Annotated in this window: 11 protein-coding genes; 9 read left to right on the forward strand and 2 right to left on the reverse strand. The window is 59.0% G+C overall.

Annotated elements, in window-relative coordinates; all coding sequences use genetic code 11:
- Window positions 1-11: 11 nt before the first annotated feature.
- Window positions 12-647 (forward strand): LysE family translocator, encoded by a 636-nt coding sequence (locus AB4N92_RS03430; RefSeq protein ID WP_010208841.1) that lies wholly within the window; start codon window positions 12-14, stop codon window positions 645-647.
- On the opposite strand, the gene AB4N92_RS03435 is transcribed toward AB4N92_RS03430, so the two are convergent.
- Both AB4N92_RS03435 and uraH read right to left on the reverse strand, forming a co-directional pair.
- Entirely contained in the window at window positions 634-5,868 is a 5,235-nt protein-coding gene (locus AB4N92_RS03435; RefSeq protein WP_236267116.1) for a dermonecrotic toxin domain-containing protein, read from the reverse strand. The genes AB4N92_RS03430 and AB4N92_RS03435 overlap by 14 nt on opposite strands.
- 153 nt (window positions 5,869-6,021) lie before the next feature.
- The gene (gene uraH / locus AB4N92_RS03440; RefSeq protein WP_021490807.1) at window positions 6,022-6,375 is read right to left on the reverse strand and encodes a hydroxyisourate hydrolase; all 354 of its coding nucleotides are present in this window, start codon (window positions 6,373-6,375) and stop codon (window positions 6,022-6,024) included.
- 396 nt (window positions 6,376-6,771) lie between these two features.
- On the opposite strand from uraH, the gene puuE reads away from it, so the two are divergent.
- The 8 genes from puuE (at window position 6,772) to AB4N92_RS03480 (ending at window position 13,979) form a co-directional block, all read left to right on the forward strand.
- Complete coding sequence (gene puuE / locus AB4N92_RS03445) at window positions 6,772-7,698, forward strand: allantoinase PuuE (RefSeq protein WP_010208837.1); 927 nt, start codon at window positions 6,772-6,774, stop codon at window positions 7,696-7,698.
- Window positions 7,695-8,210, forward strand: a complete 516-nt coding sequence (gene uraD, locus AB4N92_RS03450) for a 2-oxo-4-hydroxy-4-carboxy-5-ureidoimidazoline decarboxylase (protein WP_010208836.1) — start codon at window positions 7,695-7,697, stop codon at window positions 8,208-8,210. The genes puuE and uraD overlap by 4 nt, the downstream gene beginning before the upstream one ends.
- 41 nt (window positions 8,211-8,251) lie before the next feature.
- Window positions 8,252-9,247, forward strand: a complete 996-nt coding sequence (alc, locus tag AB4N92_RS03455; protein WP_010208835.1) for an allantoicase — start codon at window positions 8,252-8,254, stop codon at window positions 9,245-9,247.
- 124 nt (window positions 9,248-9,371) lie between these two features.
- On the forward strand, window positions 9,372-9,875 hold the full coding sequence (locus tag AB4N92_RS03460) for an ureidoglycolate lyase (RefSeq protein ID WP_010208834.1): 504 nt from the start codon (window positions 9,372-9,374) through the stop codon (window positions 9,873-9,875).
- Between the two features lie 51 nt (window positions 9,876-9,926).
- The gene (locus AB4N92_RS03465; RefSeq protein ID WP_236267115.1) at window positions 9,927-11,228 is read left to right on the forward strand and encodes a urate hydroxylase PuuD; all 1,302 of its coding nucleotides are present in this window, start codon (window positions 9,927-9,929) and stop codon (window positions 11,226-11,228) included.
- Window positions 11,229-11,410: 182 nt separating this feature from the next.
- Window positions 11,411-12,757, forward strand: coding sequence for a nucleobase:cation symporter-2 family protein (locus tag AB4N92_RS03470; RefSeq protein WP_010208832.1), 1,347 nt, complete (start codon window positions 11,411-11,413; stop codon window positions 12,755-12,757).
- A gap of 44 nt (window positions 12,758-12,801) precedes the next feature.
- Window positions 12,802-13,170, forward strand: coding sequence for a hypothetical protein (locus AB4N92_RS03475; protein WP_236267114.1), 369 nt, complete (start codon window positions 12,802-12,804; stop codon window positions 13,168-13,170).
- Between the two features lie 23 nt (window positions 13,171-13,193).
- Window positions 13,194-13,979 carry an outer membrane protein OmpK gene (locus AB4N92_RS03480; protein WP_236267113.1) on the forward strand — a complete coding sequence of 262 codons (786 nt, stop codon included), beginning with the start codon at window positions 13,194-13,196 and terminating at the stop codon, window positions 13,977-13,979.
- Window positions 13,980-13,983 lie beyond the last annotated feature (4 nt).

Consider the following 13,983-nt stretch of genomic DNA (forward strand, 5'->3'; position numbering starts at 1 on the left):
AGGAGTGACGCATGACCCTGGAAACCTGGCTGCTGTTCAGCGGCGCGGCATTGATCGTGATCCTGATCCCGGGGCCACTGTCCCTGTTGATGATCAGCAACAGTCTCAACTATGGTCTGCGTCGCTCGTACCCGGCGTTTCTTGGCGGCGTGTTTGCCTCAATCTGTCTGTTGAGCGCCTCGGCACTTGGCCTGGGCGCGTTGCTGCTGGCCTCAGAACAAGTGTTCAGCGCACTGAAGATCGTCGGCGCGCTCTACCTGTTCTACCTCGCCTGGCAGAGTTGGCAGCAATCGCGCCAACCCTCCCAGGGTGCGGTGGTCCCCCAGGCCATCGCCACACCGCGTTTTCGCGCCTTGTTTGGCCGCGCCTTTGTACTGGGCGCCAGTAACCCCAAGGACATCCTGTTCTTTGCTGCTTTCCTGCCGCAGTTTCTCAACCGCGAGCAACCGTTCCTCTCACAACTGTTGGTCATGATCGCCACCTGGGCCATGCTCGATCTGCTCTGCAAATTGGCCTACGGCCTTGGCGCCCAGGGCGCTGCGCGCTATCTGCGCAGCGGCAACGGCCAGAGCTGGTTCAACCGTGTCAGTGCGGGGCTATTCGGCGGCGCGGGGGTGATGGCGCTGATCAAGGTCAGGACGGGCTGACTTTGGCAAAATAAACGCTGGGTTGACTCATGCCCTCAGTACTCCATTGAATGCCTGCAACAATCCTGATCAGACGGTTTTCCCTCATGGCACGCTTGACGCTTGCCAACGGAAGCAGATGAGGATGGTCGATGAAGGTTTTTTTGAACCATTCATTCGTCAGCCGTGTGTTCAACCTTATCGTACCTGCGTAAGTCCAATGGGTTGATAGGTAGTAAACCTCGTTCGAACTGGAAAGGGCATGAGTCGCGATCAGGTCATGTACAAGTACATTCGAACGTCTTACCTGAACCTGCTGCACATCGAAGCCCTGCTGCTGCAACTCCCGCGTGACAGCCTGACGCATTGCAATACCCCGCTGCTCCGTCTGCCTGCCGCCCCGGGGGCGAAGCGCCGGGTCCAAATTGTGGATCCGAAAATCGACACGAGTGAAGCCTGGGGCCTTGTCTTCCAGACTAATGAATATCGATGTTCTTCCCCTCTCGGTGGCCCGCAGCATTCTCAGCAAATCATCCGTCTGACCCGGCCTCGCGGGGGCCGCGGGCAACCAATTGTCCAGCGTCGCCCTGACATTGAGCATGTGGCTGGCCGTCGCGGGACGCTCCGGGCCTGACAATTCAATAATCCTTGCCACGGCAAACTCTCGGCTTTTGGCGGTAAGGGTCGGGAACGCTGTGCCTACAGACTGCGACAAAGGCCTATCGAACAAGCGTTTATGAACCTGCCAGTGACCCGCAGGATTACGTGACACCGGAAAGGGCTGCTCGTGTAACTCCGAGCTTGCCCAACGTTCAAGGCTCAGGGTCGCCAGTGAAACCAGCGGCTCATTGCGGTGGATAAACACGATGCCATCCAAGGGCGCCTGGTCACCTTGCGGGAGCAGCCTGTAATAACCACTCCACAGATCAAGCACGCCTGCATCAGGGGGCGCCATCTGCAGGAGATAGTGCGGAAATCCACGGGCATCCAACGCGTTATGGAATATCCCAGGCGCCGGGGAACTCATCTGCGTGTCCGGAGGTTGGGTACGCCAATTCAACCAATGGTCAGACGTCGTCATGGACTGACGAATGGCGTCTTCCGTTGCCCCGTGCACAGTCGGTGGGCGCCAATCGGGCGGCGGTGGCGTGGGTGGACGCCACGGGTTGAGACTGCCCGAACTCGGCCCCGCCATCGGTTGCGGCGCATCCGCGCTCAGTAACCATTCCCTGGGCTGGTGGATAGTCAGAATCAGTTCGTCTTGACCCGGTGACTGCCGGTTTTTCAGACGCAACCACTGCTCGCTGCCGCGCCGGTAAAGCGGAAACTGGTGGGTGCCATCCTCCACGAAACACTCGCCATTTTTCACGTAGACACCACGCTCGCTGGCACCTTTGAGCGCTACGGCTCCCTCAGGTACGCCTTTGACCTTGAAACGCTCCAGCGCTTTGAGCTGAGTCACCGCGGGTGGCGCAAAGCGCGAAGGCCCACTGTTTTCGGCCATGCGCAAGCGATGTATCCGACCCAACACGGCGCTCAGTGTTGGCCGTGCAATACGGGGTACGGCACTGCCCGCCTTCCTCGGGCCGGGTATGAAGTTCGAAAACAGGTCGATCGCCAAAAACACGCTCATAAAACCCACATCGACGGCATCGTGAGCATCACCAAAACGATGAAAACGCCGCGCGACCAGCAACAACTCATAGGCTTCATTGAACATCCCGTAGAGCGGAGAAAAAAAACCTACCAACCTACGCCGGGTGGCATCGCTCTGCTCACCCAGGCGGCGAGCTCGATATTCCTGCAGCGTCTTGCCGGAATCACTGGCGGCCTGGGTCCGGCGTTGCAGTTCAAGCACGCTGGCGCGGTACAGCAAGGCCTGGGCATGGCTGTGAGAGGTTGGGACAACCGCCAGCCAGTGCTGTGGATCACAGGCAATCTGCTCGAGGACTTGAGCTTCAATCAGGTCCGGTATCGGTGTGGGCTCCAGGTGCTTGATGCTAAATGAGCGTACAAACTCAAGCCCCTGCCAAACCCCCTTCACCATGAAAAAACCAGGTAATCGGTCCAGCAAACTGAAGGTGATGCCATCCGGATGATGGGTTATTGGATCAATTGCCCAACCGGGGGCGACCTGTCGCGCCAGCGCCTTGGCGTTGTCCGGCAATGCACCGATACGGTTGAGTTCATCATGGGCCCGTTGCAGGCTGCCGTACTCGGTGAGTATCAGGTTTTGCGCCGCCTCGGGCCAATAGACCACGCACACCCCGGAAGTCTCGTCGTGCACCAGCACAATCCCCGCGATATAGCGATCATGCAGCATCGTGTGCCCCACCAATTGAATCACGTACAACTGCAACTGGTGCTGGTTTTTCAACAGATCTTGCGGTGTTCTTGCCGCCATTGCCGTGTTGAATACACGCTGTGCGGTAGCCGACAGCCCCCGCTGAGCGGCCGAGAAAAGATGATGCTCAAAGCCGGTACGCAAGGCACGATTCAATAGCTCGGGAATACGCCCTTCGCCGGGCCTTCCGTGAGCGTCAACGCGTGGATAAAACACCTCATTGATCAACGCATCGTACTGGCCGCCGATATCCAGTGAGGACACCAGACTGATCAGGTAACCCGCATTGAGCCGCTGCTGCCAGTCAGGCTTTAGATAACGGGCACGATTGAGTCGCCACTTCGTCCAGGGGGCCAGCGGGTCCAGGTTGTGCAGTGCCAGTTGCAGCAGACTGAACGTTGTCCGCTCAGCGGTCGGGGTCAGTCTTATGTTGCGATCGCCCACCGTGCACGTGGCTGAGCCGACACAAAAGCTGCCGTATACGCCATCAGGCATATCAATAAAGGGCGCATCGATATCCCACTGCGGGGAGATACCATCCTGACTCAAGCGAGTCTTCAAGGTGCGACGGGCGAACGTATACAGGTCAGGCAGCACGTACTCAAGCCGGTTTTCGAAGGCATAGGTACTGCTCAGGTACAGACGCTGCAAGTGCATGAATTTTTTACGCTGGGCGCGCGTGGCATATGCCAGCCACGTGGGCAGTTTCTTCGCCTCAGACACGGTTTTGCGCAGTAGCTCGACATTCGCCCAAGCCTGGCTCAGGGCATTATTGACGGGGATTTTCAGCTGCTCCTCCAGCTCGCCCCTCAATAGCGCACGACTCAACTCGGGGCCCTTTACCTCACTGAAAATGCGTGTAATGTCCTCGGTGCTTGTCTCCAGGCGATGGTAACAACCGAGCAATTTTTTCAGTGCGGCCAGCGCTGGCTTGCCCTTGATCTCAAGGTAACGAACAGCGAGTGTTGCCCGCGCCGCATGGGCACGCAGGTCGCGGCGTTTATCACGCTCGACAGCGCCCCACAGCACCGAGCCGTCAAGGCTGCTCAAGCTGGCCTTTAGGCTCCGGGTCAATGCGTCCACACAGGAAAACGCCTTTACCCCACCCTCCACTCCAAACGCGTACAACACCACCGGATGCTGGCGGGTCGGGACCCTCATCGCAGCCGCCGTCGTTATCACCCAGACGTTATGAAGCGGGTAGAAGGCGTCCGGCTCGCTGCCCACCGCAATCGACAACACCCGGGTATCAGTGTCCGCGAATCGGGTTGCCGAGGGCTGCGCTACCACTTCAATCACCAAATCTCGATGGGCCGTACCGATCAACTTGAGTCGGTGTAGCAACTGAACCTCACACCGCAAGGATTCGGTCTGGGCCTGCATAAAACGATTAACCCGTCGGGCTCTACCTGCTCCGTCAGGACGCTCCGCCCAGAAAGCCAGCTCGAGCAGCCGGGACCTTGCGTTTTGCATCGCCGTATTCAGCACAAAGGCATGCACGCTGAGTTGCCCCATCAGGGACATGATCTCCAGATAGGCTGGCGTTTCTGCGCTGATGTCATCCAGGTTGAGCAGTGCGAGCAGACGTTTTTCATAGCGCTTGACCTGCTGTTCCTCGGTGAGCAGGGCCAAACCCGGCGCTGAACTGGCGAAGACTATTTCTTCAGCGCGTCGTTGCTGGTCCCACCTGAGCAAGTGATCGCCCATGGAGCCGAGCCGAGCGCCACCGGCCAATTGCTTTCGGGCGCACTGCGCATGCGTAAGAAACAGCGCTGCGTTCAGGGGTTGAGGTGCGGGTTTCTGGTCAGAAAACACGTGCGCAAAATGAACCTTTACCGCACATCCCAGCTCGTTGTTCCATTGCCCGGCCAGTAACGCCTGGGCGCCCTGCTCCAGTGCATCGTCCATCACCTCCAAGCCACAAATAAAACCAGCCGCTGGCGATATATCTGCCGGCCGGTGCAACGCCTTACGGCGACTGATCGGCAAGCAATCCCAGAGCTCATGGAACAGGGACTCGTTCAACGCCAGCAGGTCGCACTGCAGGGCATTGAAGGACGCGGCCTCGTAAAAATTCCGAACCGCCCCCGGTAGATAAACCACATGTGACGCGTCGCTGGAATTGCCCTCCCGGTAAAGATACAACGCACCGGGAATCGCGACGGCAGGAGTACCCGGCCACATCAATTGGCTCACTTTCACGCTGGCCCACTCCCCACCGGCGCGCTCACGCGCTGCTGCGGCCGGAGCATCGATCAGGGCTTGCACCATGGCCATGCCCGCACTCGTCAACTCCTCCAACTGCAACGCCATGAAGGCACGGTCGGCGAAGAGCGCCTTTTGCAACTCGACCCAACGCTCGCGACGTGTGAGCCAGGATCCAGGCACCAGGGTGTTCCAATAGCGCGAGGCCGCGTGATCCAGTCGCTCAAAGAGCCTCAGCGCTATAACACGCTGCAAAACCTCCTGCGGCGTGTACGGTAACTGTTTGTTCGGATCGCCCCTGACACTCAATGCAGTGAATTGATTGACGTTGGTCACCACCGTGGGCAGGGCCAGTAACGACAACGCCCGGTCGGTCAGGCTGTCGACTTTGTGGGGTATGCCCGGTGGCCTGGACTCGGTAAACAACAGGCTATCCGGTTCCATTGCGAACGCTTTGCGCAACTGGGCGCGAATGACCGCCAGGATTTTGGGCGAACGCCCTATCAGGCGAGCAAGTTCATGCGTCGACTCTTTACACCGCGAGTCGGCAAGCGCGATCTGATTGATCAGACGGCTGGGGCGGGTGGCGGCGGCGATCCGCCGCATCAATGGCTCCCGAATAGACTGTAACGCATGGGGATCGTCGGGATCGAAAGAGGGCGCAGCGCTCGGGTGATCCGTGGGCAATGTCATGATGCTTTCTTATCGAGGAGGAAAACGCCCAGCCTAAACATCACCAACCGCCCCACGGCACTAGATAGTTAGCCGTGCAACGGGCAAAAAAAGCCCGCAGTGTGCGCGGGCGAAACCAACGAAGAGCTTTGGGGGTGTGAAGCGAGGTGACGCTCAGCTACCGCGATAGGTGGAGTAGCTGTAAGGCGAAATCAGCAGCGGGACATGATAGTGATCCTGTTCGGCGCTGATGCCGAAACGCAGCACCACCACGTCGAGGAAGGCAGGATCTGGCAGTTGCACACCACGGGCGCGGTAATAATCACCCGCGCTGAATTGCAGCTGGTACACCCCACTGCGGTAATCATCACCTTGCAACAATGGTGCGTCGCAGCGGCCGTCGCTGTTGGTCACCGCGGTGGCTACCCGCTCCAGCTGTGCGCCTTCGACGCGGTACAGCTCCACCTTGATTGCGCTGCCGGGGCAACCGTGTGCGGCGTCCAAAACGTGTGTGGTCAAACGTCCCATGGCGTCTACGCGCCTCCCATAGTCAGTAGAAAAGTGATCCGCACCTTTTCAGAGCAGCGAAAAAGCCGGCAGTGACTGATTAAGACACTTTTAAATAAAATTGTACACAATAAATTCAACACGCCATCGCTCCCCTTTGGAAGCGAGCGCGCTCGCGAAAATCGTCAACAAAAACCCTGGCGTTCAGGCTGAAAGTTGACGCTCTCACGTTTTTCACGGGCACACTCGCTCCCGCAAGGAATTTTTGCCAGGTTAGCTGACCGGTTGGGCAAGTTTCTTGCAGGTGTTTATTCCAGTGGCCCGCGGAAAAAATGCAGAAATCTAGGCTTACAAAGTGGACAATAAGTTGTATACAATCACTCATCGCTAACACGACGAACAAGAAGGAAGACTGCAGTGAGCGCTGACTACCCACGCGACCTGATCGGTTACGGCAGTAACCCTCCTCACCCCCACTGGCCGGGCAAGGCGCGCATTGCGCTGTCTTTCGTACTCAACTACGAAGAAGGTGGCGAGCGCAACATCCTGCACGGAGACAAAGAGTCCGAAGCCTTCCTTTCGGAAATGGTCTCGGCCCAGCCGCTGCAAGGCGCACGCAACATGAGCATGGAGTCGCTGTACGAATACGGCAGCCGTGCCGGCGTGTGGCGCATCCTCAAGCTGTTTAAAGCATTCGATATCCCACTGACCATCTTCGCCGTGGCCATGGCTGCCCAGCGTCACCCGGATGTGATCCGCGCGATGGTCGAGGCCGGCCACGAAATCTGCAGCCACGGCTACCGCTGGATCGACTACCAATACATGGACGAGGCCCAGGAGCGCGAGCACATGCTCGAAGCGATCCGCATCCTCACCGAACTGACTGGCGAACGCCCACTGGGCTGGTACACCGGCCGCACCGGCCCCAACACCCGGCGTTTGGTGATGGAGGAAGGCGGTTTCCTCTACGACTGCGACACCTACGACGACGACCTGCCCTACTGGGAGCCCAACAACCCCACCGGCAAGCCGCACCTAGTGATTCCCTACACCCTGGACACCAACGACATGCGCTTCACCCAGGTGCAGGGTTTCAACAAGGGCGATGACTTCTTCGAATACCTCAAGGACGCCTTCGACGTGCTTTACGCCGAAGGCGCCGAGGCGCCGAAGATGCTTTCCATCGGCCTGCATTGCCGCCTGATCGGCCGTCCGGCACGCCTGGCGTCGTTGAAGCGGTTTATCGAGTACGCCAAAGGTCACGAACACGTGTGGTTCACTCGCCGCGTCGATATCGCCCGTCACTGGCAGGAAACCCATCCGTACACGGGAGCAGCGAAATGACTGCGTTCCAAACCCTTAAGCCGTCGACCCTGAGCCGCGATGAATTCGTCAACGCCTTCGCCGACATCTACGAACATTCGCCATGGGTGGCCGAAAAGGCCTTCGCGCTGGGCCAGGACGCATCGATCGACCAGATCGAAACCCTGCACCAGCGCATGAGCGACATCCTGTTGAGCGCTGATCATGCCAGTCAACTGGCGCTGATCAACGCTCACCCGGACCTGGCCGGCAAAGCCGCCGTCCAGGGCCAACTGACCGAAGCCAGCACGAATGAGCAAGCTGGCGCCGGTATTCACCAATGCACGGCCGAAGAGTTCTCACGCTTCACCGAGCTGAACGATGCCTACAAGGCCAAGTTCAAGTTTCCCTTCATCATGGCGGTAAAAGGCAGCAACCGACATCAGATCCTGGCCGCGTTCGAAACGCGCATCCACCACTCGGCGGACGCTGAGTTCAAATGCGCACTGGCCGAGATCAACAAGATCGCGTTGTTCCGATTACTGACCCTCTAAACGACCATCCCCAGCCACTCTTTTTAAGGCAGACAAGAAGAATGAAAGCTTACGCCGTACCTTTCGAAAAGTTCGTCAACCTGGCCGACGCCCGCCTGGGCACCAAGATCATCTCCGTCACCGATGACTGGTTCGCCGACGCCAACCGCCTGTTCCAGCCGACCCCGGCCGTGTGGAAGGAGGGCGTTTTCGATGACAACGGCAAGTGGATGGACGGCTGGGAGTCGCGCCGCAAGCGCTTCGAAGGCTACGACAGCGCAGTGATCCGCCTGGGTGTACCCGGTTCGATCAAGGGCGTGGACATCGACACTTCATTCTTCACCGGCAACTTCCCGCCGTCGGCCTCCCTGGAAGCCTGCTTCCTGGCTTCGGGCGAGCCGGATGACAACACCCAGTGGGTGGAAGTGCTGTCCGCCGTCGAGTTGCAAGGCAACAGCCACCACTACCACGAGATCAACAACGACCAGGCGTTCAGCCACCTGCGTTTCAACATCTACCCGGATGGCGGCGTGGCCCGTCTGCGCGTGTACGGCGTGCCGTTCCGCGACTGGTCCTCGGTGGGCGACAACGAACAGGTCGACCTGGCTGCCGCACTGAACGGCGGTCGCGCCCTGGCCTGCTCCGATGAACACTTCGGCCGCATGAGCAACATCCTCAACCCAGGCCGTGGCATCAACATGGGTGACGGCTGGGAAACCGCACGTCGTCGCACGCCAGGCAATGACTGGGTGATCGTCGCCCTGGGCCACCCGGGCGAGATCGAGAAGATCATCGTCGATACCCTGCACTTCAAGGGCAACTACCCGGACACGTGCTCGATCCAGGGCGCCTTCGTGAAGGGCGGCACCGACAGCCAGATCGAAACCCAATCGTTGTTCTGGCGCGAATTGCTGCCGGCGCAGAAACTGGAAATGCACGCCGAACACACCTTCGCCGAGCAGATCAAGGCGCTGGGGCCGATTACCCACATCCGCCTGAATGTGTTCCCGGATGGTGGTGTGAGCCGCCTGCGCGTCTTGGGCAAGGTAGCGAAATAAGGGTGAACCCAATCGCGGGCTAGCCCGGCTCTCACAGGGGTACGCGGTCAAATGTGGGAGCCGGGCTTGCCCGCGATAGCGGTAGACCAGACAACATCAAATTCGGAAACTTAAGAAGACAGCCATGCGCACACTGATGATCGAACCCCTGACCAAAGAAGCCTTCGCGCCTTTCGGAGACGTTATCGAAACCGACGGCAGCGATCACTTCATGATCAACAACGGGTCGACCATGCGCTTTCACAAATTGGCCACGGTCGAAACCGCACAGCCGGAAGACCACGCCATCATCAGCATCTTCCGCGCCGACGCGCAGGACATGCCGCTGACTGTGTGCATGCTGGAACGACACCCGCTGGGCAGCCAGGCTTTCATTCCGCTGCTCGGCAACCCCTTTCTGATCGTGGTCGCGCCACTTGGCGATGAACCTGTATCGGGCTTGGTCCGCGCCTTCGTCACCAACGGCAGGCAGGGCATTAATTACCATCGCGGCGTCTGGCACCACCCGGTGCTGACGATCGAAAAGCGGGATGACTTCCTGGTGGTTGATCGCAGTGGCACAGGCAATAACTGCGATGAGCATTTTTTCAAAGAGGATGAGCGGTTGATCCTCGCCCCCCACCAATAAGAGAAGGTCTGATCACCCGACAACAAGGGTGACAGGCGAGAGGTAAGGACTGTGGAAGCACATTTGATGGAATGGCTGAACCTGAGCGTGCGCTGGGTTCACATGATCACGGGCGTCGCGTGGATCGGCGCTTCTTTCTACTTCGTCTGGCTGGAAAACAACCTCAATCGCGTCAACCCCAAGAGCGGCCTGGCCGGTGACTTGTGGGCGATCCACGGTGGCGGTATCTACCACCTGGAAAAATACAAACTGGCGCCGCCGACCATGCCGGACAACCTGCACTGGTTCAAATGGGAAGCCTATTTCACCTGGATGTCGGGCATTGCGCTGCTGTGCGTGGTGTTTTACTGGAACCCCACGTTGTACCTGCTGGCCCCGGGCAGCAGCCTCAGTGGTCCGGAAGGCGTGTTGCTGGGCATAGGCTCACTGTTCGCCGGCTGGTTCATCTACTCCTTCCTTTGCGACTCGGCCCTGGGCAAGCGCCCTGCCCTGCTCGGCTTCATTCTGTTCGTGCTGTTGATTGCCGCCGCATACGGCTTCAGCAAAGTGTTCAGTGGCCGTGGCGCCTACCTGCACGTCGGTGCGGTGATCGGCACCATCATGGTCGGTAACGTGTTCCGCATCATCATGCCGGCGCAACGCGCGTTGGTCGCAGCGATCGCAGAGAATCGCACGCCCGACCCGGCACTGCCGGCCAAGGGCTTGCTGCGTTCGCGTCACAACAACTACTTCACCTTGCCGGTGCTGTTCATCATGATCAGCAACCACTTCCCGAGCACCTACGGCAGCCAATACAACTGGCTGATCCTGGCGGGTATCGCGGTGGCGGCGGTGTTGGTACGGCACTACTTCAATACCCGTCACAACAGCCAGAAGTATGCGTGGACCTTGCCGGTTGGCGCGCTGGCGATGATCTGTCTGGCCTACGTCACCGGACCAAAACCGGTGTCGACCGCACCAGAAGTGGCCAAGGCGCCCGCCGCCATCGAGTACCAGCCATTGCCGGAAACGGCGCTGGGCGGTGGTTTGAAACCCGCTGCACCTGCCGCACCGGCTGCTCCGGCCGCTGAACCGGCACCGGCCCAGGCCACCACGGATTTCGGCCAGATCCACAGCGTGATCGAGCAGCGTTGCACTGTGTGCCATTCGGCCAAGCCCACCAGCCCGCTGTTCAGCACCGCGCCGGCCGGGGTGATGTTTGACACACCGGCGCAGATCCAGCAGCAGGCCGCGCGTATTCAAGCGCAAGCCGTGACGAGCCAGATCATGCCGTTGGGCAACATCACCCAGATGACCCAGCAGGAGCGGGATTTGATTGGTACCTGGATCAAGCAGGGAGCCCGCACCAATTAACTGACTGATTCACACAGATCCAAATGTAGGAGCGGGCTTGCTCGCGAAGGCGCTGGATCAGTCAACACATTCAATGACTGACACACCGTATTCGCGAGCAAGCCCGCTCCCACAGGGGATTTGTGGTGCTGTAGAGATTGCGTTCCACACAACACAAAAATAAAAAAGATCCGAGGTGTTGCATGACCGAGTTAGCCGAACCGCAGATTCCCGCCGCGCCCGCCATGGTGCGGCTGCCCCTCTTGCAACTGATTCTGGTAGGCCTGCAACACGTCTTGCTGATGTACGGCGGCGCCGTCGCCGTGCCCCTGATCATTGGCCAGGCCGCCGGCCTGAGCCGTGAAGAAATCGCCTTTCTGATCAACGCCGACCTGCTCGTGGCCGGTATCGCCACCATGGTGCAGTCGTTCGGCATCGGCCCGGTGGGCATTCGCATGCCGGTGATGATGGGCGCCAGTTTTGCCGCCGTCGGCAGCATGGTCGCGATGGCCGGCATGCCAGGCATCGGGTTGCAGGGGATCTTCGGCGCGACCATCGCCGCCGGGTTCTTTGGCATGCTCATCGCGCCGTTCATGTCCAAGGTCGTGCGTTTTTTCCCACCATTGGTGACTGGCACAGTGATCACCGCAATTGGCCTGTCGCTGTTTCCGGTGGCGGTGAATTGGGCCGGCGGCGGCAGTGCCACCGCCACGTTCGGCTCACCAATCTACCTGGCGATTGCCGCACTGGTACTCGCCACCATCCTGCTGATCAACCGCTTCATGCGCGGCTTCTGGGTGAACATCTCGGTGCTGATCGGCATGGGCCTGGGCTACGCCTTGTGCGGTGCACTCGGCATGGTGGACCTCAGCGGCCTGGCAATGGCGCCCTGGGTGCAGGTGGTGACACCCTTGCATTTCGGCATGCCTACGTTCGAGTTGGCGCCGATCCTGTCGATGTGCCTGGTGGTGGTGATCATCTTTGTCGAGTCCACCGGGATGTTCCTCGCCCTGGGCAAGATCACCGGCCAAGACGTCACGCCGAAGATGCTACGTCGCGGGCTGCTGTGTGATGCCGGCGCGTCGTTCTTTGCCGGTTTCTTCAACACCTTTACCCACTCCTCGTTCGCACAGAATATCGGCCTGGTGCAGATGACCGGCGTGCGTTGCCGTTCGGTCACCCTTATGGCCGGGGTCTTCCTCATCGTGCTGAGCCTGTTGCCCAAGGCCGCCTACCTGGTGGCGTCGATTCCTCCGGCGGTGCTGGGCGGCGCGGCCATCGCCATGTTCGGCATGGTGGCGGCGACCGGGATCAAGATCCTGCAGGAAGCCGACATCGCCGACCGTCGCAACCAGTTGCTGGTGGCGGTCAGTATCGGCATGGGCCTGATCCCCGTGGTGCGCCCGGAGTTCTTCGCGCAGCTACCGTTGTGGATGAGCCCGATTACCCACAGCGGCATCGCCATGGCCACGCTCAGCGCGTTGTCGCTGAATATCCTGTTCAACATCCTGGGCGGCGCGGAACGCCCTGAAGTTGCCCCTACGCATTGATTCCTTCGTTCTAACAAAAACAATAACGAAACAGGAATATCAACATGCACACCCTTCACTTGGGGCCGGCCACAAGCCGTGCCCCATTCTCGCCCCACGCGCTCTCTAACAGCGCACTTGAGCCACGGCCTGGGAGCCAGTATTCTCCGCGCCCGCTCGAATCGACTCAAAAAAAAACAGCGAATGTAAAAGCTGACTGCAAGGCCAACTTATCCCGGCCTTATGTCTGCGGCCAAAGTGCGCAAAAGTCCTCTGAATTCGACTGCATCCGATGCAGCCGACAGGGATTTTTTGGCTTTTTAAACACCTTGGCGCAGCTCTTGCTAAAAGCACTAAAGCTGACCGAACAGACGATTTTTGCAGCGGACCAAAAGGCGCCACACCAGAGCGCCTGCGTAGAAGAAAAACCATAAAACTTTAACTCGGGAGCAACCGAATGAAACCTATGTTCAAAGGCCTGATGCTGGCGGGATCACTGCTGGCCGGTGGCCAAGCCGTGGCCGGTGACCTGTTGCAGTGGCAGAACAACAGCCTGACTTATCTGTGGGGCAAGAGCTTTACCGTCAACCCGCAGATCCAGCAAACCGTCACGTTCGAACATGCCGATGCCTGGAGATACGGCGACAACTTTATCTTCGTCGACCGCATCTTTTACAACGGCAAGGAAGACGGCAACGTCGGCCCCAGTACTTACTACGGTGAAATAAGCCCGCGCCTGTCGTTCGGCAAGATCTTTGATAAAGACCTGTCGTTCGGCCCAATCAAAGACGTGCTGCTGGCGTTCACTTACGAGTTTGGCGAAGGCGATAACGAGTCGTACCTGCTCGGCCCCGGCTTTGACCTGAACATCCCCGGTTTCGACTACTTCCAGTTGAACTTCTACCAGCGCCAGACCGAAGGCAATCGCCCGGGTGACGGTGTTTGGCAGATCACTCCGGTGTGGTCGTACACGATCCCGGTGGGCAACTCGAATATCCTGATCGACGGCTTTATGGACTGGGTAGTCGACAACGACAAGAACGCCCGTGGCACTTACCACGCCAACCTGCACTTCAACCCGCAGGTCAAATATGACCTGGGTAAAGCGCTGCATTGGGGCGACAAGCAGTTGTATGTCGGCTTTGAATACGACTATTGGAAGAACAAGTACGGGATCGAAGATTCGGGCGCGTTCAAGACTAACCAGGACACTGCGAGCTTCCTGGTCAAGTATCACTTCTGATTGA

This window comes from Pseudomonas sp. S3_A09 (assembly GCF_054668065.1).

Bases quoted from the DNA above. Each gene is read 5' to 3' on its own strand.
- AB4N92_RS03435 (WP_236267116.1), bottom strand. From the start codon at position 5,868: ATGACATTGCCCACGGATCACCCGAGCGCTGCGCCCTCTTTCGATCCC.
- AB4N92_RS03470 (WP_010208832.1), top strand. From the start codon at position 11,411: ATGACCGAGTTAGCCGAACCGCAGATTCCCGCCGCGCCCGCCATGGTG.
- AB4N92_RS03460 (WP_010208834.1), top strand. From the start codon at position 9,372: ATGCGCACACTGATGATCGAACCCCTGACCAAAGAAGCCTTCGCGCCT.
- AB4N92_RS03480 (WP_236267113.1), top strand. From the start codon at position 13,194: ATGAAACCTATGTTCAAAGGCCTGATGCTGGCGGGATCACTGCTGGCC.
- uraD (WP_010208836.1), top strand. From the start codon at position 7,695: ATGACTGCGTTCCAAACCCTTAAGCCGTCGACCCTGAGCCGCGATGAA.
- AB4N92_RS03475 (WP_236267114.1), top strand. From the start codon at position 12,802: ATGCACACCCTTCACTTGGGGCCGGCCACAAGCCGTGCCCCATTCTCG.
- AB4N92_RS03430 (WP_010208841.1), top strand. From the start codon at position 12: ATGACCCTGGAAACCTGGCTGCTGTTCAGCGGCGCGGCATTGATCGTG.
- alc (WP_010208835.1), top strand. From the start codon at position 8,252: ATGAAAGCTTACGCCGTACCTTTCGAAAAGTTCGTCAACCTGGCCGAC.
- uraH (WP_021490807.1), bottom strand. From the start codon at position 6,375: ATGGGACGTTTGACCACACACGTTTTGGACGCCGCACACGGTTGCCCC.